Raw genomic sequence first — 20260 nt, 5'->3', positions numbered from 1 at the left:
CGCTTGCCGCTCATATCGACCTCCTCGGTTGCCATAAATTATGGCTCGAAGATGTCTACGAAAGGCTGGCCGGTCCACGCCAACCGAACTATGACATACAGAATGTGAGTCAGCCCGTGGTTAAGTGGAGCAATTGATGCAATATCCGCTTTATGTGCGCCGAGACGCCGATTCCGGCTTTCGTGCCAGCTTTCCCGACCTGCCCCGAGCAGTTACGCGTGGCCATTCGTTTGATGAACTGAAGCGCAACGCACAGGAGGTCGTAGAACTGATGTACGACCGCAGCGAGCAACTCATACCCGCTCCGACCAGCAATACGTCGGAACTGCAATCGCTTGACTTAGACGATGGGCAGGGAATCTGGACGTTCATCGAAATCAATCTGACGCGCGTCACCTCTAAGGCCGTGAGCGTCCAATTCAGCTTGCCCGAGAGTCTGTTGCAGAGAGTCGATGCTGCAACAAAAGAGCGTCACTCGACACGCACTGCGTTCTTTACGCTGGCTGCCTTACACGAACTTGGGAACTGGAATTAAGGGTGACCGTCCGGGACGCCGGCTTCGGTTGAGTGTTTGTGGACGGATACGACCGGCGTCAGGATCCCGAACCTGGCGAGCAAATACATCGATGACCAGAATTATTTTCCTAAAACGCTTCCAGAATTGCCCACACTGTAAGGCTAGGGTCTCCTGCTGAGGTCGGCTCGCGGGAACTTCAAGAAGTAGCACAGAAGCAAGAGCACTCGCCAAGAGAACATGGGCACCCTCGGTGCGAGCTTGCCGTCGCTCAAGCGATCAAACAAGGGAAAGTCGAGGCGTTTATTTAGCTTTGGCGTCTTCCCGGCGCCGCTGGCGACGAAGCACAGCTTCCGTTCCGGCCGGATGTTGGCTCTGCTTCCGCATTTGCTGGCTCGCGCGCGACCTGCGGAGGCATAGGCGGTGCCGCTTCGTTGCCCCACTCGTCGCGGAGCGTGCTCGTAGCTAACCATGCAGCCATTCGCGCACGGAACGCATCGAGGTCGACGGACTGGGACTGCCCGTCGATCACGCCTTCCATGTAGGCATGTTCCAACCCGCGGCACATGGCGTCACTGCCGCGCAATCTCTGCGCACGAGACAGGTGCTTGTTGAGCACGCTGGTGACGGCACTCCCGGCCAGCGCGGCGAGGAACAGAAACAGGAACACGAAATCAGCCATAGCGAATCCTTCGAACCGTTACATGGCAGCGAGATTAAACCCACCGAATTAGCTGAGAGTGAGTAAGCATGGTGCGCTACCGCGAACAAAGTAGCCCGCCGGGAGCGGACTCGTGATAGAGCTGCCGCTCGCCGAGGTGCGACTGGAAGATTGCATCCGACGACGGAAGCCCACGAAAGTTGAAGCGTTGGCCGAATCGCCGCGTCCGGCTCAGCGGTTCTCAGGGCGGCGCGGTCAGGCGGCGAGGCAACCGCACTTACGCATCGCTCACCCATTCGATTGTGCCAACATGGTTCCCCGGCAGCGAAGCGAGCCGCAGTAACATCGGTAGAGCTTCTTCTGTGCCGGCATCCGACGGGGATGCCACGGAGCGCATGAAATAACACGCGATCGCCCTGCTGCTCGGCTTCGCAGTTCGGCTCGCAGTTGTGATTCATCCAGCGTGCCAAACTTCCACCTTGCGCGCCGTCGACACTCGGCCGTCATCGAGATCGATAAAAACGTGTGCCTATCCTCCGCCGCCGATCGCTCATAGCGACGTTGCGCCGCTTTCCAGGCGACGAGTTCGCCGATGGTTTCGCCGGCAGGCATCCGAGTGGTCGCGAAAACACCGCGACCATGAACAGGTGAGGTACGAACAGTAAAGCGACGCACCGGCATCTCTTAACTGCGGATTCAACTGGTCGATGCAATACAATCGAGGCTGCTTGAGCAGCGGGAGTGTTGCAGATGAAGTACAGAACCCGGATCTACTACAGCGAGAGCCAGAAAGCGTTAATGTGGGAACACTGGCGGAAGGGCGAATCGCTTCAGCATATTGCGCAGCTATTCGATCGGAATCACGCGTCGATACAGAGGATTCTGGCAGAGACAGGCGGAATACAGCCGGCACCACGACATCGCTCCAGACTGGCGTTGACGCTGGCTGAGCGCAAGGAGGTATCGCGCTCAGTGGTAGCCGGGTACTCGATTCGTTCAGTGGCCAGCCGGCTTGGACGAGCACCGTCCACTATCAGCAGGGAAATCAGGCGAAATGGTGGGGCTCCAGGCTATCGGGCGAATCAGGCCGATGCGCTTGCCTGGGGTCGTACCTGTCGCTCCAAGGAATGTAAGCTTGTCAGGAATCGGGAGCTCGCCCGGGTCGTAGCAAGCAAACTTCAGTTGCAGTGGTCGCCAGAACAGATTGCCGGTTGGCTCGAGCACTCATACGCGGTCAACAAGGACTATCAGGTGTCGTTCGTAACCCGTTCAAACAGCTCTGCCAGCTCCGCTTCAATCGCTTGCTGAATTACTTGTCGCGCCCCTTGACGGATCAGGTCGTCCAGCCCGAGGCCGGCTCCCGATAGACCGATGACCGCTTTTTCCGTATCCTTGCTCATGGTGGATGGTCTTGTTGTTCGCTGGTTTCCGACTTCGACAATCAGATTCTCAGCTGAAACCGCCACCGCCTTCGATTTCCCGCCTCGACTCCCCCGTACACCACTTCCGAATTTGGCTCGCATTTATATACAGGCGCGCGGTGCGCTAAAGAAGGAATTCCTGGAGCATTTGCGCCGGAGACGGGCGATGCGTCGTTCACGTCATCACACTATGAAGACGGACGACCACGGCAGAATCTGCGACACGGTATCGATCAGCGAACGCCTTGCGACAGCCGAAGACCGCGCGCGATACCGGCTCATTGGGAAGGCGATCTGCTGTTTGGCAGTCCGAACAGCCAGATTGCAACGCTCGTCGAACGCCACACCCGCTACGTAATGCTGGTGAGGGTTGCCAGCAAGGATACAGAGACCGTCGTCAACGCTCTCATAAAGCATGCTGGCAAGCTGCCCCAAGAACTGTACAGATCGCTGACCTGGGATCGGGGCAAAGAGATGGCCGACCACAAGCGCTTCACCGTGACTACCGACATCAGGGGCTACTTCTGCGATCCGCAGCATCCCTGGCAACGCGGCTCGAACGAAAACGCGAATGGGCTTTTGAGGCAGTATTTCCGTAAAGACTGATCTCTCTGTCTATTCGCAGCCCAGACCTAATGCCGTGGCCAGGCGACTCAACGAACGTCCAAGAAAGACATTAGACTTCGACACGCCGGCCGAGCGATTTCATCAAAACGTTGCATCCACCGGTTGAATCCGCACCCAATCAAGGGTCAACCGTTACACGAACGCGATCGGCCGCTCGTGGCCGATCGCGACAGTTCGATAGAAGCCGAATTGCGACTTGCTCGCACCGCGATCGCACTTCCCTTGCCGACCCACTTCTCCCCTTCGACCTTGCGCGACCGCAACGGCAGCTTCCAAGGTGCAAAGGTCATTCGTGTGGTCAGCCGTGTCGGCCAGCAGGTGCGGTATTCCCGAACCACCGTTCGTCGGCCGCGGTAGGCGGTAGACCTTTGTCACCTTTGTCGCCGTTGCGCGCCCGGGCGGTCGGGCATGCAGCACAGGTTTCTCCACGCGCCAGTTGAGCAATTCAGCGACGAATAGCACGTTTTCCGACGAACAGGCCATTTCAACGGCGATCTTTTGATCCTCCCATTTAGTTCGCCACGCCACGGTAAGGAAATGAGGAATATGTTCGCCGTTCATTTGCCGAGTGCCCCTGAAGAGAACCGTTTCGCGAGGATCGGGATGTGGGGCTCCCCCCTCAAGGCTGAACCGCATACGGCGGAACTACGGACAGGCGTTGATCGTCCACCGCGCCACCGACGGTGAAGTGATACAGGCTTTGCCAAGTGTGATCCTTCACCCCGAGTAATGTGTGCATTTCATCGTCAAAAAAACAGCCGATCCCCGTGGCGCGAACTCCGGCTGCCTCAGCTTCGAGATAAAGCGCCTGGCCGAGAATGCCGCATTCCCAGAAAAGATAGCGATATCGCCATGGTTGTTTCAAGGCGATTTCGAATCTCGCGATCATTCCCAACGCAAAGCACGAATCAGCGCCGATATCCTGGTGGCAGCAGATCAACTTTGCCGTCGCGCGCAAATCGTAAGGCAGTAGAAGATAGAGCGGCAGATGGTTTGGCCCGGTCTTTTGCCACAGCCATTCTGGACGCAGAGACCGCTTGAGATCCGGCAGCGCTCCCGGAGTTCTCACGAGCATATAGAGGCCCGGCTCCAGGCCGTCGACGCGATGCACCAATAGCGCCGCATGCACTTCGCTAGGAGACGTCAGCGCATTCCACGGCGGCGTGTCGGGACGTGTCAGCAGGCACGCCAGCATGCCGAAAAAAGCCGCGTCGCTGATGCGCGTCGTGCCATCGAAGTTCACAGCGCTGCGACGCTGTCTGGCGATTCGGGCGAAGCTGAGATCAAGGGCTGGCGTCGCCGGCGCTGAACGCCGCTCCGGATTCGGCGAGAGTGGTTCGCGAGTACGGGTCTTGTGCGTGACGCGATGAATCGAATCGATGTCCGGCCACATCACATGTCCCGAGCTCAGCTGATTTGCGCATCCGTGCCAGTGTGCCCTATCCAAAGCCATCAGCATGCTCTCAAGATCGGGCCGCGTCTCAGGGTTGCCAATCCAGAGCAAAAGATCCGGCACCTCCGTTTCGGCTTCCCTGAAATCTTCGCGGCGGTTCACTCCAAGCAAGTCGGCCACTGCATCATCCGCAGCCGCCTCCATCAACCGCGTCTGCCAGCCGAGCGCCGCCGCTGCGTAACTCATCGCGGCGATGACATGGCCGCAATCCTGTTGGCAGTAGCGCCAAGCTCGCATGCCGTATTTCCACGCTTCGCGCCAATGGATCGAGCTTATGCCGACCAGGACACCACTTTCCGAAAACGCTTCCGTCCATTGCGGATCGTCCACCGCAGCGCGATGTTCAAGCGCATGATCCCGGCTCAGGTAGTGATAGACGCCTGCGGACAAGCCGGGTAGAGCCGGACACAGAAGATAGCCCTCGGTCGGATGCAGATTTCCGCTCGAAGGGTTGCAGCGCAGCGCCCATCGCTGGGCGCCGTATGTTTTCCACGCCGACAATCCGAGCGAGAGTTCGAACAGGATTGCCAGATTGGATAGATCGATTCCGTGTGCGGGCGGCAGGGTGCCACAGCGTAACTCGTTGTAGAGCGTCGCCAGGGTGTCCGCGGCTAACGGCAGACCAACGCGCGGTGTGCCGTGAAACACGCGGAACGGATCCGGCTGGGTTGTCCAGTCGAGCCCCCCAGGGCCAGGAGCGTAGAAGTTGAGACGGTGCTTGCTGCGTTCGTGATAATCAAGCAGCGCGTGCTTTAACCGATCCATGTCTCACTCAGACCTCGAATACCCGCACACCCGGCGTACAAAACCGGATGGCTCGACGTTGGAGCGTGGCCGTCATCACGTCGTGGAACCTGGTGCGCTTCGGCCAACTGCCATCGCCTTCGGCGCCCGCCGCGCGGTGCGCGGCACTCGGGCAGGGCGGCGTTTCCGGCACGCGAGTCGCCTTTCAGGTGTCTTCGAATGCATTCGGGGCTGAAGACTTCAAAAACTCGTGACCATCCCAGGTTAGCCGCCAGTCGCTTCCCAATGAGCGCACCAGATTTGCGTCGGCCAGCAGGTTCAACTGATACCATACCCCTCGGTTCGAAACATCGAACTGGTCCTTGAGCGCGCCCTCAATGTCGAATTCGCTGAGGTGCGGGGCCTTGTTTTCCTCGAGGGTCTTCAGTATGGCGATCGCCAGATTCATATTGCGTTTCACGATCTCATCCTCTCGTAGATAGGATCACTTCTCGGGATGACGCGACGGCGCAACGATTACGCAAGCGCTCCGGGAGCGGCGTGCTACCCACCTCTCGTACTTCCTCACAGTTCCGCGGATTACCGGTCGAACTTCCGCATCCTTGCACCAGTGACGTGCTGCAGGAAATAGCCGCGTGGCCCGCCTGACAGAGCCGCCCGGGCCCTCCGCCCGAACGATTAGCGGGGTTCCCACGCGAGCAGACAACTACCTACGGCTAGTGCAGGTCGGAAAGATGGCGCACGTGGGGTGTGCGCGCAAATGGTGGCCCCTCTCACGAGATCGTGTACCTGATCTGAGGACCACCCTTATAAAGGTCAGTCATGGCAGCCTCCGTGCTAGGTCGCGCCCATCTTTACATTGTAGGTGATGCGCTCACGGAAACCGGTATCCGCCCGGCTTCTGTCCCTCAGGAACAAATCAGCGATCCCTGGCCTGGCGGTCGAGTGGAGGCCGTCCGCTTCGCTTCGGTTCCGGCCAATTTCCTATACGCCAGACAAATGTATGTTCAGCCGTCACTTTTCAACCTCGACTGCGACCGAAAATAAAAGGGCTTGCGCAAATGTATCCGGGCTCGAAATGGGCGCGGGTCAGAGCGCGCGGCCCTCGATGAAAAGCCGCGCCCGACTGTCCTTAAAAAAGCCTCAGTCTGCAGGACTGGATTGTTTGTCAGGTTTTCAGTCGGGCCGTGAGCCGTTTATCTTCATCACAGTTCAGTGGTCGCAAAAGCTGGCGGGAAGGCACTTCAAGCGATAGCCGGTTGCGCCCGGTACTCGCCACCTTTGGCCAGGATCGCCAAACGATTCTGGCCATTTTGTTGGCAAGTGCGCAGGCGACGACATTGCTGTGACGGCGTCGCAGCAACGACTGCAGCCAGCGACCTGGCGCATCGGTTCGCCGCTCTGCATAACGCATCACGGCTCGCGCGCCTTGCACGAGCAGACAGCGCAACTGCTTGTTGCCACGCTTGGAGATGCCCAAAAGGGTCGCTCGACCTGCAGTGGAACGCTGGCGCGGGACCAGCCCCGGGGAGGCGGCGAAGTCACGGCCACATTTGAACGCGCGTGCGTCGCCGGCCATTGCCAGCAAGCTGCTGGCGGTAATCGGGCCGATTCCAGGAACGTGAGCCGGCGCTGGCCCGCTTCATCTTCGATCGTCTATTGCTTGATCTGAGTCTCAAGCTCAATGATTTCTTGGCTCAACTGTGCGCAACGCCGATGCAAAACGCAGCAACAAGGCCACTATCGCGGGCGGCAGTGCATTCGCGGGATCGTCGAGCAAGACAGGCAAACGGGTAATGGCCAACGCGCCTACGGGCAGACTGATACCGAACTCGAGCAGGAAAGCGTGAATCTGATTGCTGGTTGCCGTGCGTTCACCAACCAGCGACTCACGCACTCGATGAAATGCGAGCAGCGTCTGCTGCTCGGCTGTCTTGACCGCGACGAAACGCATGGAGGGGCGAGAGGCGGCCTCGCAGATTGCCTCAGCATCGGCGAAGTCTGTCTTGTTGCCTTTGACGAATGGCCTGACGAACTGCGGCGCGATTAAACGAACCTGATGTCCATAAGACTGACATTTGCGTGCCAGCCAATGCGCGCCGGCGCATGCCTCCATGGCGATCACCGAGCCCGGACACGTCGCCAGACATACGTAGAGCTGCTTGCACGTCATCTTCTTGCGCCATGCCTGCACCCGCGCGCGTCCTGCGCGGAAAATGCAGTGCTTGCCTAGATCGATGCCGATAAGCGTAGCGTTTGCCATGATGACCTCCCAGAATGGAAATGACCCGATCAGCGTAAGCCGATCGGGCCATTTCGGTCAGGCTGACCATCTCATTAAAGCCGGCGACGAGCGCTGAAAGAATTAAGCGTTTCCATGTCAACCTCCTCTTGAATGAAGGGAGATCGATTGTCCGCCCCGTGCAGCGGTCGCTCTTCGAACCGCAACTGACGTTCACGTTGGCGCGCCATCAACGGCCGCTTGCGATACGGAGCCGACCTCCGAATATTCGACCGACGGTGCTTCGGAGCGACAGCTCTTGGCGCCGAATTCGTCCATATCCTCGCTCGACGGACTCGACCAGGCCGCGCGACCAGACGTCTTGCTTCGAACTACCGCTTTTTTGCGCAGGATTCGCTTTTCGCGCCGGCATCGCCGAGTCCGCGAATAGGTCCATCACCACCTCGCGCAGCCACCGATTACTTTCGTCCCGCCGGACTCGCGCGTGCCAGAGCAATTGAATCGGCGCGGCGGGCATCTGCTGCACTAGCCGCACCGTGCACATGGAACAAGTCAAAGCGGGGAGTTGAGACGGACGCGTCCGGCACGAAGATGTCGAGCCGTTCCCTCTCATCCGAGCCATAGCTGACGATCCGCGTCACCGGGCCTCTGCGTAGGACTGATCCTTCACTCGGGGCACATAGAGCGATCCCGTAGCGGCCGGATCGGTCACGTGCCGCAATGCGCCAGCTTCCCTACGATGCCATCCGGCAGTCGGCAAACGCGACGGCGCCCGACGCAAGCCACGTCAGCAGTGCGATGGTACGCAATGGACTGGGCATTCTCGCCTTCAACATGAGTACAGCTACCCGCAGCGTCCTGATGAGCGATCGAGCCTCACCTTCCTCCGTCGAAATCCCCGCGGGTGCCTTCCAGACTGATCTGCGGCGCCAGCAGGCACGGAGAGCCGCATGGTGTGCCGTTTCCGGATGGCATCGAGCCGGGAACCTGCTCGCGGCTCAGCACCCCTCTGACGACGCGACCGTCGCGCTCGACCACGATCTGCACATCGAGTATCGCACCCGCCTCCGGCGCTCCCGGAAACTCGATGTGCATCGAGCCCGTGCAGTCACTATTCACCTGATACGCGCCGGTCTGCCCTTGGGCGAAACCGGCCGAATTGACCGCGCCCGGCCGCGCCATGCCGGTGTTCATCAGGAAGTCTTTGCGCGTGAACGACCCTTTGCCATCGAACGTCTGTACGGCTACGCCGTCGATCAACTGCGGACTCGCGTACGGATAGATCATGCCGCCAACAATGATGCCCACCAGCGAACCGTGTGCGGCGAAGGCGTAGGTCCCCCTCAGGGTAGCGTTTGAGCACTGGTGATCATCGGCGCGTGCGACGCCGCCCGAGAGCAGCAATGCGACCACCAAGACCGTGTAAGCACTCCAGAATCGGTGTTTCATTTCAGTCCCCTTTGTCATCGACACTTGCCCATACTGCGGCGGCGGCGGGTGACGAACCATGGAGACGAGATGAAGAAATCATGAACGGGGGCGCTTTCCAGGCTTCGCGCGGAAGAAAACTGCCCTACTCTTTATCGAAACGGATCGCCGGCATTCATGGAGGCGCCTTGTCAAGAAAACCAGACAACCGTTCACGACCCACGACGGCCATGACTGCCCGCCAACGCTGGACGATACTGGTGGCGAGTACAGGTGGCGCACTCGAAGTCTTCGATTTCGTGATCTATGGCTTCTTTGCCCGCAACATTGGCGCCGCATTTTTCTCCTGGCACGCGGGCACATCCGGCGAAATGCTGTCCTTCATGGTGCTTGCTATCGGCTATCTGTCGAGACCTCTTGGCGGCATCCTGTTTGGGCGCATGGGCGATCTGTATGGCCGGCGCATTGCTTTCCTGTCGTCCGCGATGATTGCGTCCGTGGCGACCTTCCTCATTGGAGTGCTTCCTACATATTCCAACTGGGGCATCGCCGCGCCCATGCTTCTCGTGCTGCTTCGACTAATTCAGGGATTGTGTCTCGGCGGAGAACTCCCGGGTGCCGTCGTTTATGCGGTGGAAACCGCCCGCGCGCGGCCGGGGTTCCTATGTGGCATCGTGTTCGTCGCCGTCAATCTCGCCCTGGTCCTCGCGACCTGCGTCAATCTCGTCGTGCAAAGGTCCTTCACCCCCGTTCAGATGGACGAGTACGGCTGGCGGCTCGGCTTTCTCATCGGCGGCATGACCGGTCTATTAAGCTTCGCGATACGCAGGCGTCTCGCCGAAACCGACGAGTACGCGCGCGCCGTCAGCGCGCGCCATCGTGAGCCCGTCAACACGCTCTGCCGTCGACATTTCATGCGTCTGGTGACGGGCACGGGCGCGTGCCTTCTGGTAGGTGCGTCGAGCGGCATCTTGATCGGTTATCTGCCGACTTATCTGCGCAGCCTCCACTATGAGCAGGCCCAGATCATCGACGCGCAAATCAGATATCTCATCGTCGTCGCGGCGTGCATCCTCGTTACATCGCATCTCGGCGACCGCGTGTCCCGCCGTCAGGTGTTCAGACTCGGTACGGTTCTGTCCGCACTCTTCGCGCCCATTTTTTTCATCGCGGTGACGAATCGTTCGTGCAGCCTGGCCGCTCTATATGTAATGGCCGGGGTCATCGCATCACTGGCGAACGGCACTTACGCTTGCGCGATCGCCGAGTCCTTTCCGCTCGACGTCCGGTTCAGCGGCGTCGCCACCGCGATGAATCTCGGGCTCACCTTGGCGCTCGGCTTGACACCCCTCGCGGCGCATTTCTTGGATGCGCGATTGCGCGCTTCGCCCGCGCTCGTCATGGTGGCGTGCGCGCTGCTGTCGTTCGCCGCATCGTTCGGCATGGCGCGCAACGCCCAACCGGCCAACGCAACGGATGTGGACATACGATCGTCCCTGAGAGAGCGCCCATGAATACGCCTGGCTCCGCGGACATGGAAGACGTCGAGCTGGACACGCGCCGGTACGAGTTGCGGCGCCGCGGCAAACCGGTCAAGCTCGAACGTCTGCCGATGGAGCTGCTGATCCTGATGGCATCGCGCAACGGGCAGCTCGTCACCCGCGCGGACATCGTGCGGGCGCTGTGGGGCGCAAATGCGTACCGTGAGACCGACACCAGCATCAACACGGCCATCCGTAAGATCCGTATCGCGCTCGACGAAGACCCCGACGTCCCGCGCTATCTGATCACAGTCAAGGGCAAGGGCTACCGCCTGGAAGGCATTCGAACAGTGGCCGGGGAACCGGGCGCGCAAGCCGCGCCTGCTACGCCCGCCGCACCGATCCGCGTTCTGGTTTTGCCGTTCGAGAACAATAGCGACGACATCGGCCTCGACAGCTTTTGCGCCGCGCTCGCTGACGAGACCTCCGCGAATGTCGGCATGCTCGATCCGCAGCGGATCCTGGTGATCGCACGCACCACGGCCGCTCGCTATCAGCGGGCCAACAAGAGCATCGCCCAGATCGCTCACGAGCTCGATGTAGACTATGTGCTGGAAGGATCGCTGATGCGCGAAGGCGGACGGGTTCGCATTCTGGCGCAACTCATTCGCTCCTTCGATCAAGTGCAGCTTCTGAGCTGCGCGCACGAGCCGATGGCGAATGGCGCGCTCGATATTCAGAGGGAGGTTGGCGCGGCGCTAGCGAGGGAGGTCTCGCCCGCACTCGCCGAGCGGCAGGAACACAGGTTGTCACGCAGGCTGCCAATCGATCCGGCCGCACACGACGCGTATCTGCGTGGCCGCTACTACTGGACGCGCCGCGTGCATTTTGATGCCGGCTTCGCCGCACATCATGCGCTGAACGACGAGGACTTCATCCGTGCGCACAGCTACTTCGAGACCGCCCTGGATCTCGACCCGACGTATGCACTGGGCTACGTGGGGATGTCGAACATCTACGGCTCCACGGCGACACATGGCTTCTACGCGCCCTCTCTGGGCTATCCAAAAGCGCGCGAAGCGGCACTGCGCGCCTTGGAGCTGGACCCAAGCCTTCCCGAGGCGCATCAGGCCCTCGCGGGCGTCCATTACTTCTACGACTGGGACTGGCGCCGCGCGGAAGAGGAGTTTCTCGCGGCGCTGCGCCTGAATCCGAGCCACGCCGAAACCAGCCGCCTCTATGCGCGGCTGTTGCTCGTGCTCGGCCGGGAGGCGGAAGGACGCGCCCAGTTTGACCTCGCGGAAAGAGTCGATCCCCTCGGATTCGAAGGTTCGCGCGTCTTCGGGCTCGTGCAGTCGGGCCGGTATGACGAGGTCATTCGCGAGTATCTCAGCGCGGGGCGCGGCCCGAGCTCGCCGCTCATTTATCAATTGCTCGCGACCGCTTTCGAGGTCGAGGAGCATTTCGAGGAAGCGATCGACGCAACCATCGACGCGCTCACGCGCTGCAATGAATTCGCCCGTGCCGAGGCGATTCGGACAGTGTGGTGTTCCGGCGGTTATAAAAAAGTTCTCGAATGGTACCTACAAGATTTGCTGGCAAGACGACGACACCGATACACCTCGCCTTTCCTGCTCGCCGAGATCTACGCGCGACTCGAGCGGCCGGACGAAATGTTTCATTGGCTTGAAGTCGCGCTCGCGGAACGCTCGCCTGGGCTTTGCGAGCTTCGCACGAACGCCTGGTTTAGGCGTTTCCGCTCGATGGGACGTTTCCGCAACGTCGAACGGCGCATCGGCCACTGACTTTCCCTGCGACCGTTCAGTGATGGCGAAACGTATCGGACCGCATGCGCATTTCACTCGACCGGGCTGAATCGCCAGGACTGGAATAACTTTGGTCCAGAGACGAAAGCGAACCTTCGCTCGTGACCGACGTATCTGCGACACCGCCGATATCCTGTGCGGACTGCGCTGATTGAGGCTGCTGGCCCGACTGTCCGCCTTGCGCCCATACGTGGCACGAGACGACCATCGTTGCGAGAACCGCTACGACTTGGGTTATTTTCATTTCGGCTTACTCCGATTCCGGATTTGGCACGGCTGTCGAGAAACCAGCCGTGGACGTCGGCGCGTAGAAGAAGCCTGCGGGAGGCTGTGACTTCGCGCCTAGCCGTCAGGATGCGCCGAGCGGCGCACGGGAGCCATCGACGAAACCTGAAGAAACGCTTAAGCACGCCCGGTTGAGCCGGCGTCTATTGATGAATGGGCCACGTCGGCAATCCGCCATAGGTGTGTCGCGGATCGACCCTTCCGAGCCGCTCGATATTCGGCCCTCTGAATGTCTATTACCTAGGGCGAACCGCCGCTCGAATGACCGTGCGCGGGCCGCGGCGAACGGCCGGAACTGGCCCGAAGCCGGTCCGATGTTTGCATCGATGGTTGCTCAATTGATCCTTTGCGCATCTGCTGCGTTAGCGGGGCCTACTCGTAGAACAGGAACGCCGCGTGCGCCCATCTCCTGCATGGTCTGAAAAATCGACGCCTCATTTAGCGCAAGCTTGGCAACCCGCTGCGGGCCATTCGCTTGCAGATGTCCGACGGCAACCGGGTCCTCACCGCACAGTTCTTCATTGTCACAGTCGCACTGCTCGGTTCCGACGAGCGCATGACACGGATCAGGCACAAAGCCGAACCGCCGCCATTGCCCGGCAATCGCACACGATAATTTTAGTAAGGGCACTGGCGCCCGCTTTGTCGTTCTGGCTTCGCGCATGATCCAACCAATAAGAGGCGTTAACAGAATGACTTTTGCAGGTGTCGCCAGCATATGATGCAGCAAGCGATTTTCATCAAGGCTTCGTGGATGAAGGCGAGCCGTTCGAAGCGAATGCGCAGTCGGCTGAAGTTGTGAAACCACGAAATGGTCCGCTCCACGACCCAGCGTGTTTTACCCAATCCGCTGCCGTGAGGCTGACCGCGCCGAGCAATTTCTGTGGCAATGCCCGTTGCATGCAACGGACGTCGATGTTTGTCGTGGTCGTAGCCTCTGTCACCCTGAACGACCCGATGCTTCGACAGGGGGCTGCCACGCTTGCCGCTGATGGGCGGGATAGCCTCGACCAGCGCTTGAAGCTGAGTGACGTCGTTGCGGTTGGCGCCGGTCAGTATCACCGCGAGCGGGATGCCCTGCGCTTCGGTGATGAGGTGATGCTTTGAACCGGGTCGCGCGCGGTCTGTGGGATTCGGTCCCGTTTTTGACCCGAGCCCACAGCGCGGATTGAAGAGGAATCGACGATGACGCGAGACCAGTCGATTTGGTAGGCGGCACGTAGCCGGGCAAGCAGCAACTCGTGCAACCGGTCCCAGACGTCCGCCTCCTGCCAGTCACGCAGGCGGCGCCAGCAACTCATACCGCTGCCGCAGCCCATCTCACGAGGTAGTAGGTCCCACCGCAGGCCGGTCTGCAAGATGAAGAGGATGCCTGTGAGCACCGCACGATTGTCGAGCGGCTTGCGTCCTGGGTAGCCGTTCGAGTATCAAGACAAGACGCGGCGGCAGTGGATGCTCGGCTATCACTGAAGGAAGGCGTTTTACAACGGCGTTGGCACGGCCCCCAGCGCGGCATAGCGCCTACTTGTGCAGCTTGTTGATCAGATGAACTCTGAGCGGGCCGCCGCCTTCCGGTATCTCGGTTCCTGGTGCATACACGCTCCAGCCACATCCAACAATCTCGTTGACTGTCTGGTGGGTGGTCGGGCTCGCCACATTCCGTCCAGCATATTGTTTGTACCAATAGAGTTTTCTCGTTTTCGCGTTCGGCATTCTCGCCGTAATGGATGGAAAGAGATCCCCGCAAGCCTGGCACGGACTGTAGTCGCGCAGGTGCATCTCTATGCCTATGACCCTGTCGAGAAGTTTTTGCCCTTCCGGGTTCTTGCTCAAGTTGGTCAGCCAGTGGTCGAACTGTCGCTCGGCATGCGTCGTATTGCTGCGTTTTTCCGGTTCCAACGAGCTCGTATTCCATGTGATGAGCTGGATTTTTCCACGTGTTTCCGGAAAAATCATTCCCCCAACGGATATTCCGCTCCGCGATTTCCTCGCGGCGTTTTTCTCGACCGATTCCAGATACTCATACTCGCGTCCGTCTCTGCGTCGCGGCTTGTCGGACTCTTCCACGGTGCCGGCTACCGTACCCTGATCCGAAGCCTCCGCAGCGGAGAGCGTCAGTTCCACGTTGAGCCTCACCGAGGCGCGTTCGATGGCGCTTCCGGGAGACAGCCGAGCTAGCTCGTCCCCCGGACTCATCTCGACGATCACCGACAGTTCTCCACCCTCGTCGGGCCCCGAGACGAACAATCTGCTTACGCCCGCTGATCGATATTGTTCGCCGACGTTCGTCACGATCGCGCGTGCCTCATCGATCGTATGGTCGGCAGTCAGTCGCTTCGCCAGTTCGGCTGTTACCTCGCCCTTCACGGACTTCGGCGACGCCTTCTCGCCATCCTTTTCTTTCTTGCCGAACAAGCCCGCGATGAACTTTCCGGCTGCCTTAATTGCCTTAACCGCCAGATTAATCACCCAGTCGATTGCCTTGTCGACCGGCCCGCGGGCCTTGTCGATGAAACCGCGCACGGGTTTGGACGGATCGCCGAGACCCAGCAGGCTCGCCAGAAATCCGATGGCAACTGGAATGGCCTTGGCCAGTGCGTTCTCGACGAACCCGGCCGCCACGCCGATGGCCCCCTTGGCAATCGACGCCATCGAATCGATCACCGCATTGACGAGCGCGAGAATCTGACTGCCACGATTCACGAAGAACATCACGATGTCGTAGATCGCCTTGCATGCCTTGAAAAATGCGGACGCTGGATTGAGCAGGCCGATGATCCATGTGACCCCTGCCATGATCACTTTTTCCTTCACGAAGTCGAAGATCGCGTCCAGCACCATCGACTTGAGATCGGCGACTTTCTCCTTGATGAACCGCCAGATGCCGCCGACGCCTTCCTTCAGGAATACCTTGAAGACGTCGGCCACCTGCTCGAGCGCGGCAACGACCGATTCGCCGACGATGGCAGCCGCGCGCTTGCGGAAGTTCGCGTAAGTAAGACCGAGCACCTGCAGAACGATGCTGACGATGCCTTTGAGGTCGAACGAATCAGGCAATTGAAGTCCGGCTCCGGCAAGCGCGCCGAACAACCAGTCCATCAACCCCTTTTTCAGGTGCGTGCCGATGTTCGCCGTGAAGTTCTTCAAGCCCTGCATCACGCCGGACACCAGGTTTCCGAGGAACCGGATCGGATGGGCGATGATGTCGCTTATCACGCTGGCGGCTTTACCGAGGACACTCAGCAGCATGTCCTTGAAGGCCAGTATCTTCTTGACGAGACCAACGGTTGCATCGTAGACACGCTGCCAAAGAGACTTGTTCTCCTCGCGCAGTTTTTCCTCCGCAGCCGACATCCGGTCGTACGAGTCCTTGTACTGCTGGGCCAGCTTGTCGATCAGGCTGTCGCGCCGCTGGTCGATCTCGCTGCCCATTGCATCGAAGTCGCTAGAAACCGCCTGCAGCGCTTCCTCGCCGAAGCCCTTCAGGTTCGCATCGAGCGACTTGACGAAGGTCTCCACCTCCCTGCGTCCGTCTGTAACCCGCTTCTTCGCTGCGTCGAGTTTCGCGTCCACCAGATTGGCCACTTCGTCGATCGCGACATCGACCTGACGCATATACTCTCCACGCGCCTTCGCAAGCGAGTTCTCGATCAGCTTTTCCCAGTCGCTGCCCCAGGTCGTGAGCCAGGTACCGACGCCACCCTTGGCGTCTTCGAAAGTATCCTCATAGGCCTTCTCCGCGCGTGCAAGACCCGCCTCGAACACGCTGGACGCTTCGCTCTCCATCGAGCCGAGGATGTTTCCCACCTCCGTGCGCGTGCGATCCTTGATGCCGTTGATCGTGCTGGTGATCCGCTCCCGTTCGGTGGCATCTTTCGAGACGGTCGCATGCTGTTGCCCAACCACGTGACCGACATGCGACGCCTTGATGCCGTGCATGCCGTCAAGATCCGTCGTCAACGCGGCCTGCGCCGCACCCTGCGCCGAGTTCTGAACCTTCGCCTCCGACTGGCGATACCGCGCCTCCGCGCCGGCTTCGTGCTGTTCGGCTTTAGAACGTGCGTCGATCGTCGGCCCGAATGCCGGCTCGTTACCCTCCTTCAATTGATCCTGCGTGACCTCGCTCTGCGCCATCGCCTGCTCGGTCGGCGCCCGATCTTCCGAATAGTCGAGGCGCTCCGGCGGCAACGGCGCGGGAACGACGGGCGCGGCCGAAACCGGTGCGGGCGGCGCGCCAACCGGCTCGGGATGAAGCTCGGACGCAGGCGGCGCGGGCTGCGAGGCGGGCGACGCTTCGCCGCCGGCGGCCGACTTCAGCGGACCCGCGGCGGCATCGCGCTCGGTCGCCAGATTGTCGCGCAAGCTGACACTGGCCCGCGTTCCGCCAGACTTCATCACGTTCTCGGCTTCCGATTCCGTTTTCGGCTTCGGTGTCGCCGCGTCGATTGCCTTCTTGAGCTGATTCTTGAACTGATCGCGCCGGACCTTCTCCGCCTCGGTCGAATCGAGCGTGGTGATCGTCTGTGTCGCTGCCGAGCGAGACTGTTCGGTGGCCGGATGGACTGCCGCTGCCTGCGCCGATGCCACCGATACGCCTGGCGCCGAGTGCTTGCGCGTCGTACCGGCGCGTTGCCTGATAGCGGCGATGGCCGGTCCGATCGCCTCGTGGGGCGACCGTCCCCGGCTCGCCTCGGCGGAAGATGCGCCTGCCGAAGCCATCGCGGCCCGTGCGCCCGCCGGTTTCGAAGGCTGACCTTTCCGTGCATGCGCACTAGGACCTGCCCCTTTCGCTGCGTGTACGGCACTCGCCGGGCCGGCGCGCCCCGACCGCGCCTGCGCGCCTCCGGTCGCGCCGCGCGACTGGGCTGCCGTTGTGTCGGCCCGAGCCGCCTCGCTAACGGTCGGTGTTTTCGGAGCGCTCGCGGATAGCGACGTTGTGTTCGAGCGCGGCGCTTCACGGCCGGCTCCCGCGGTCGCGACTGGAGCGGCGTTCGCGTTGGCGCCGGCTACGCTCTCCTTCGCCACTGGGTGGTCTCGCGAAGCGGCCGGGGCAAGCAGTGCCTGAATTGCCTGATTGCCTAACCGTTGTTGCAGACGTTGCGCAGGACGCGCCTCATTCGCTGATTGATGCAGCGGAGCAAGAGCGGCAACCGGTTTCCTCTCAGGTCCGGCCGGCTGTCGTACAGAAGCGCGCACGTTCGCCATGGTGCCCCTGGGAGGTCATCTCCCGTCTTCGACCGGGCGCAGGTTTCGCCGGTTGTCATGCAAGGGTGATTCATAACGCACCGCGATCTCGATGATGCGCCATATTCTCCACGACTATCGTGCACGGCTCCGATGGATGCAACCGATCCAGACGATCCAGCGCCAGCTCACGTTCGATCTGGATCCTTGGATCGACAGACGGAACCCTGTCCTCGTGCACGTCTCGTCACGATTCCGACACGAGCGCCAACTCGCTCACGAGTGTCTACGACTATCGTCCCAAAATTGCCGGTCGTGACTACACGAAGGTCATTGCGGCGGAAAAATACGATACGTCGTGCTTGCGTTTTGTCAGGTCGCAACTAGTATTGATCAGGAACGTTCCGGACTGCGATATTCTGCCTGCGGAACGTGCGACTGATGCGCAACGCAACTCGCCGGATGCAGGTACGGATTGCGAGTGCTGCCCCCAGACATCGATCCGTTCCTGTGCGCACACAATCCGGTTCGCGGATCCGCGCACCCCGGACTGCCTGCATGCAATACTTCGTTTGAATGCTATCGCTTGGTCGCCATGACGCACGACAGTCGCGGCAGGCACAAGGAGATGGGATGGATATCGCAATCCTCACGCCTGTGCGTCTGTTCGGTGATGGCCTGGCCTCGTTTCTCACGGCTCTGCAGGACATACATGTGCGGGCGACCGTGCGCACCTTTTCGATGCTGCGCACCCTGCTCGCCGATACACCGGTCGATATCGCGCTCATCGACGTCACTCAGGGTATCGACTTCGACGAGGTGCGCGACCTCGCGTCCAACCGGCCGTCGCTCACGTTACTCGCGCTCGGATTGACCGCCGCCCATCAGGACGTTATCCGCTGCGGCCGCGCGGGCTTCGCGGGATACGTGGGCCGCGACGCTTCGCTCGACGCGCTGCTCGCCGCGATTCGGGATGCCGTCTCCGGGCGACTCGTCTGCCCACCGGAAGTGGCAGGAGAGTTGTTGCGCGCGTTGTACCGAGGTCCGCCCGATGCATCCACGGACGAAGCCGATCTGGCCCTGACGAAGCGCGAATGCGACGTCCTTCGACACGTCGGGCATGGTCTCTCCAACAAGGAGATTGCGCGCGAGCTCGGACTCAGCCTTTCGACGATCAAGCATCACGTTCACAGCATTCTCGACAAGCTGCAGGTCACGCGTCGTGCACAGGCGATGCGGCGCGTTCGCGATGCGCCCTGGATCGCCGGGATCGCGCAGCAGCGCGGCGGCGCATGGAACGCAAGCAGGCATCCGGGCGCGGCCAACTCGACGTCCGCGGCGCCAGCCCCCGATCCACGACCCGCCATCGACCACTTCAGCGCCGATGCGGCGGTACGCGTCGGGCGTGGATGAGCAACCCAACTGAATCCGGAGACGAAGATGGACGCGCAGGCCTCGACGCAAGGCAACGCAACGACGGCGCCCGTGACGGCGGCGGGTGCGGAAGCGGCTGCAACGACCGTGGTTGGCGATATGGCGGCAGAGACGGGCCCGGCCGGGAACGGCCGGACCTCACCTGCGCCGCAGCAACCGCAGGACGGCGCCGCGAAGCCACAGCAAGCCGCGGCTCCGCAGACCCTCGAGGAGCAGTTGCAGGTTAGGCAGCTCGAACTGCAACAGATTCAGTCCAGACTGACGACCCTGCAGAGTGACATCAAGGAGCTGCAATCGGGCATCAACGATGTCGCACAGGCAAAGAAGAGTTACGACGCGTCGCTGCCCAATGCGGATCAGAACCAGAAAGCCTTGAGCGCGGCCAGCCAGGTCACACTCGAGAGCGCGAAGGCCAAGCTGGATGCCGCAACGATTGAGACGATCGACGCCGCCATCACCGCCTACGACGGCGCCACGAAGCAGCTCACAGAGAACGAGAAGAATGCCAGGACGACGGTGCAGACGACCGCCAAGGCCGCGTGGGACGCGGCTCAAGCCGTGCCGCCCGCGCAGGACGACGTCGACGCGCAAAAAGATCTGCCGAAAAAGCTCGCCGCGATGCTGAAGGACGTGACCGGTCTCATCGAGCAAGGAAAAAATGCCTTCACTCAGGGGGACTTCGCGGCGTCGTACTTCTATGCGAAGGAAGCAGTGACGCTCGTGACAACGACGGCAATTCCGAAGCCGGACGAGTACGAAACGGAACTGCGTCGCTTGTCGGGCGAGCTCGAAACCAGCAAGCATGACGCAACCGACAGCAAAGTTGCAGCCGATGGTGCGCAAGCCGCGCTGAAGCAAGCGTCGGCGGCACTCGCTGCGCAAACGAGCGCCCGCAGGGCTGCAATCCTCGCACAGATCAAAAAAGCATAGCGGTCGCTGCGCAGAGCCGCTCTCCTGATT

General features: G+C 60.8%; 13 protein-coding genes and 3 pseudogenes. 7 read left to right on the top strand and 9 right to left on the bottom strand.

Annotated features, from left to right (window positions below; genetic code table 11):
- Window positions 1–136: 136 nt before the first annotated feature.
- Window positions 137–535, top strand: a complete 399-nt coding sequence (locus AWB83_RS31060; protein WP_087049457.1) for a type II toxin-antitoxin system HicB family antitoxin — start codon at window positions 137–139, stop codon at window positions 533–535.
- A 286-nt stretch (window positions 536–821) separates the two neighbouring features.
- On the opposite strand, the gene AWB83_RS31055 is transcribed toward AWB83_RS31060, so the two are convergent.
- Window positions 822–1196, bottom strand: a complete 375-nt coding sequence (locus tag AWB83_RS31055; RefSeq protein WP_087049452.1) for a hypothetical protein — start codon at window positions 1194–1196, stop codon at window positions 822–824.
- 729 nt (window positions 1197–1925) lie between these two features.
- Here AWB83_RS31055 and AWB83_RS31045 point away from each other — a divergent pair.
- Both AWB83_RS31045 and AWB83_RS37430 read left to right on the top strand, forming a co-directional pair.
- Window positions 1926–2506 (top strand): annotated as a pseudogene (locus tag AWB83_RS31045) (transposase); the annotation flags it as partial.
- Between the two features lie 225 nt (window positions 2507–2731).
- Complete coding sequence (locus AWB83_RS37430; RefSeq protein WP_341866750.1) at window positions 2732–3202, top strand: IS30 family transposase; 471 nt, start codon at window positions 2732–2734, stop codon at window positions 3200–3202.
- A 153-nt stretch (window positions 3203–3355) separates the two neighbouring features.
- Here the strand turns inward: AWB83_RS37430 and AWB83_RS31035 are convergent, their stop codons facing one another.
- The 5 genes and pseudogenes from AWB83_RS31035 to AWB83_RS31010 all read right to left on the bottom strand — a co-directional run bounded on the left by AWB83_RS31035 (window position 3356) and on the right by AWB83_RS31010 (window position 9111).
- Window positions 3356–3784, bottom strand: coding sequence for a hypothetical protein (locus AWB83_RS31035; RefSeq protein WP_143750133.1), 429 nt, complete (start codon window positions 3782–3784; stop codon window positions 3356–3358).
- A gap of 58 nt (window positions 3785–3842) precedes the next feature.
- A complete protein-coding gene (locus AWB83_RS31030; protein WP_087049450.1) occupies window positions 3843–5441 on the bottom strand; it encodes a SagB/ThcOx family dehydrogenase in 1599 nt (532 codons plus the stop codon).
- Between the two features lie 184 nt (window positions 5442–5625).
- Window positions 5626–5880 carry a DUF2513 domain-containing protein gene (locus AWB83_RS31025; protein ID WP_244197943.1) on the bottom strand — a complete coding sequence of 85 codons (255 nt, stop codon included), beginning with the start codon at window positions 5878–5880 and terminating at the stop codon, window positions 5626–5628.
- A 784-nt stretch (window positions 5881–6664) separates the two neighbouring features.
- Window positions 6665–7683 (bottom strand): annotated as a pseudogene (locus AWB83_RS31020) (IS110 family RNA-guided transposase).
- Window positions 7684–8538: 855 nt separating this feature from the next.
- Complete coding sequence (locus AWB83_RS31010) at window positions 8539–9111, bottom strand: hypothetical protein (protein ID WP_143750132.1); 573 nt, start codon at window positions 9109–9111, stop codon at window positions 8539–8541.
- Between the two features lie 80 nt (window positions 9112–9191).
- Between AWB83_RS31010 and AWB83_RS31005 the strand changes: the two genes are divergently transcribed.
- Together AWB83_RS31005 and AWB83_RS31000 are read left to right on the top strand one after the other, a co-directional pair.
- Complete coding sequence (locus tag AWB83_RS31005; RefSeq protein WP_087049446.1) at window positions 9192–10604, top strand: MFS transporter; 1413 nt, start codon at window positions 9192–9194, stop codon at window positions 10602–10604.
- Window positions 10601–12376 carry a winged helix-turn-helix domain-containing protein gene (locus AWB83_RS31000; protein ID WP_087049445.1) on the top strand — a complete coding sequence of 592 codons (1776 nt, stop codon included), beginning with the start codon at window positions 10601–10603 and terminating at the stop codon, window positions 12374–12376. Before AWB83_RS31005 ends, AWB83_RS31000 begins: the two co-directional genes overlap by 4 nt.
- Before the next feature lie 640 nt (window positions 12377–13016).
- Here the strand turns inward: AWB83_RS31000 and AWB83_RS30995 are convergent.
- The 3 genes and pseudogenes from AWB83_RS30995 to AWB83_RS30985 all read right to left on the bottom strand — a co-directional run bounded on the left by AWB83_RS30995 (window position 13017) and on the right by AWB83_RS30985 (window position 17401).
- Window positions 13017–13412, bottom strand: coding sequence for a hypothetical protein (locus AWB83_RS30995; protein ID WP_244197946.1), 396 nt, complete (start codon window positions 13410–13412; stop codon window positions 13017–13019).
- A pseudogene (locus AWB83_RS30990) lies at window positions 13367–14094 on the bottom strand (IS5 family transposase); the annotation flags it as partial. The gene AWB83_RS30995 and the pseudogene AWB83_RS30990, both read right to left, overlap by 46 nt.
- Before the next feature lie 109 nt (window positions 14095–14203).
- Complete coding sequence (locus AWB83_RS30985; RefSeq protein WP_087049443.1) at window positions 14204–17401, bottom strand: phage tail protein; 3198 nt, start codon at window positions 17399–17401, stop codon at window positions 14204–14206.
- 1098 nt (window positions 17402–18499) lie between these two features.
- Between AWB83_RS30985 and AWB83_RS30980 the strand changes: the two genes are divergently transcribed.
- Window positions 18500–19279, top strand: a complete 780-nt coding sequence (locus AWB83_RS30980; RefSeq protein WP_087049442.1) for a response regulator transcription factor — start codon at window positions 18500–18502, stop codon at window positions 19277–19279.
- 27 nt (window positions 19280–19306) lie between these two features.
- The gene (locus tag AWB83_RS30975) at window positions 19307–20230 is read left to right on the top strand and encodes a hypothetical protein (RefSeq protein WP_087049441.1); all 924 of its coding nucleotides are present in this window, start codon (window positions 19307–19309) and stop codon (window positions 20228–20230) included.
- The last annotated feature ends 30 nt before the right edge of the window (window positions 20231–20260 follow it).

The sequence above is a fragment of the Caballeronia ptereochthonis genome (assembly GCF_001545075.1).
GTDB classification, from domain to species: domain Bacteria; phylum Pseudomonadota; class Gammaproteobacteria; order Burkholderiales; family Burkholderiaceae; genus Caballeronia; species Caballeronia ptereochthonis.
The sequence above is the reverse complement of the archived record's forward strand: the minus strand, read 5'-3'. Positions and strand labels throughout refer to the sequence as shown.

Bases quoted from the DNA above. Each gene is read 5' to 3' on its own strand.
- AWB83_RS31060 (WP_087049457.1), top strand. From the start codon at position 137: ATGCAATATCCGCTTTATGTGCGCCGAGACGCCGATTCCGGCTTTCGT.
- AWB83_RS31055 (WP_087049452.1), bottom strand. From the start codon at position 1,196: ATGGCTGATTTCGTGTTCCTGTTTCTGTTCCTCGCCGCGCTGGCCGGG.
- AWB83_RS31035 (WP_143750133.1), bottom strand. From the start codon at position 3,784: ATGAACGGCGAACATATTCCTCATTTCCTTACCGTGGCGTGGCGAACT.
- AWB83_RS31030 (WP_087049450.1), bottom strand. From the start codon at position 5,441: ATGGATCGGTTAAAGCACGCGCTGCTTGATTATCACGAACGCAGCAAG.
- AWB83_RS31010 (WP_143750132.1), bottom strand. From the start codon at position 9,111: ATGAAACACCGATTCTGGAGTGCTTACACGGTCTTGGTGGTCGCATTG.
- AWB83_RS31005 (WP_087049446.1), top strand. From the start codon at position 9,192: ATGAACGGGGGCGCTTTCCAGGCTTCGCGCGGAAGAAAACTGCCCTAC.
- AWB83_RS31000 (WP_087049445.1), top strand. From the start codon at position 10,601: ATGAATACGCCTGGCTCCGCGGACATGGAAGACGTCGAGCTGGACACG.
- AWB83_RS30985 (WP_087049443.1), bottom strand. From the start codon at position 17,401: ATGGCTTCGGCAGGCGCATCTTCCGCCGAGGCGAGCCGGGGACGGTCG.
- AWB83_RS30980 (WP_087049442.1), top strand. From the start codon at position 18,500: ATGGATATCGCAATCCTCACGCCTGTGCGTCTGTTCGGTGATGGCCTG.
- AWB83_RS30975 (WP_087049441.1), top strand. From the start codon at position 19,307: ATGGACGCGCAGGCCTCGACGCAAGGCAACGCAACGACGGCGCCCGTG.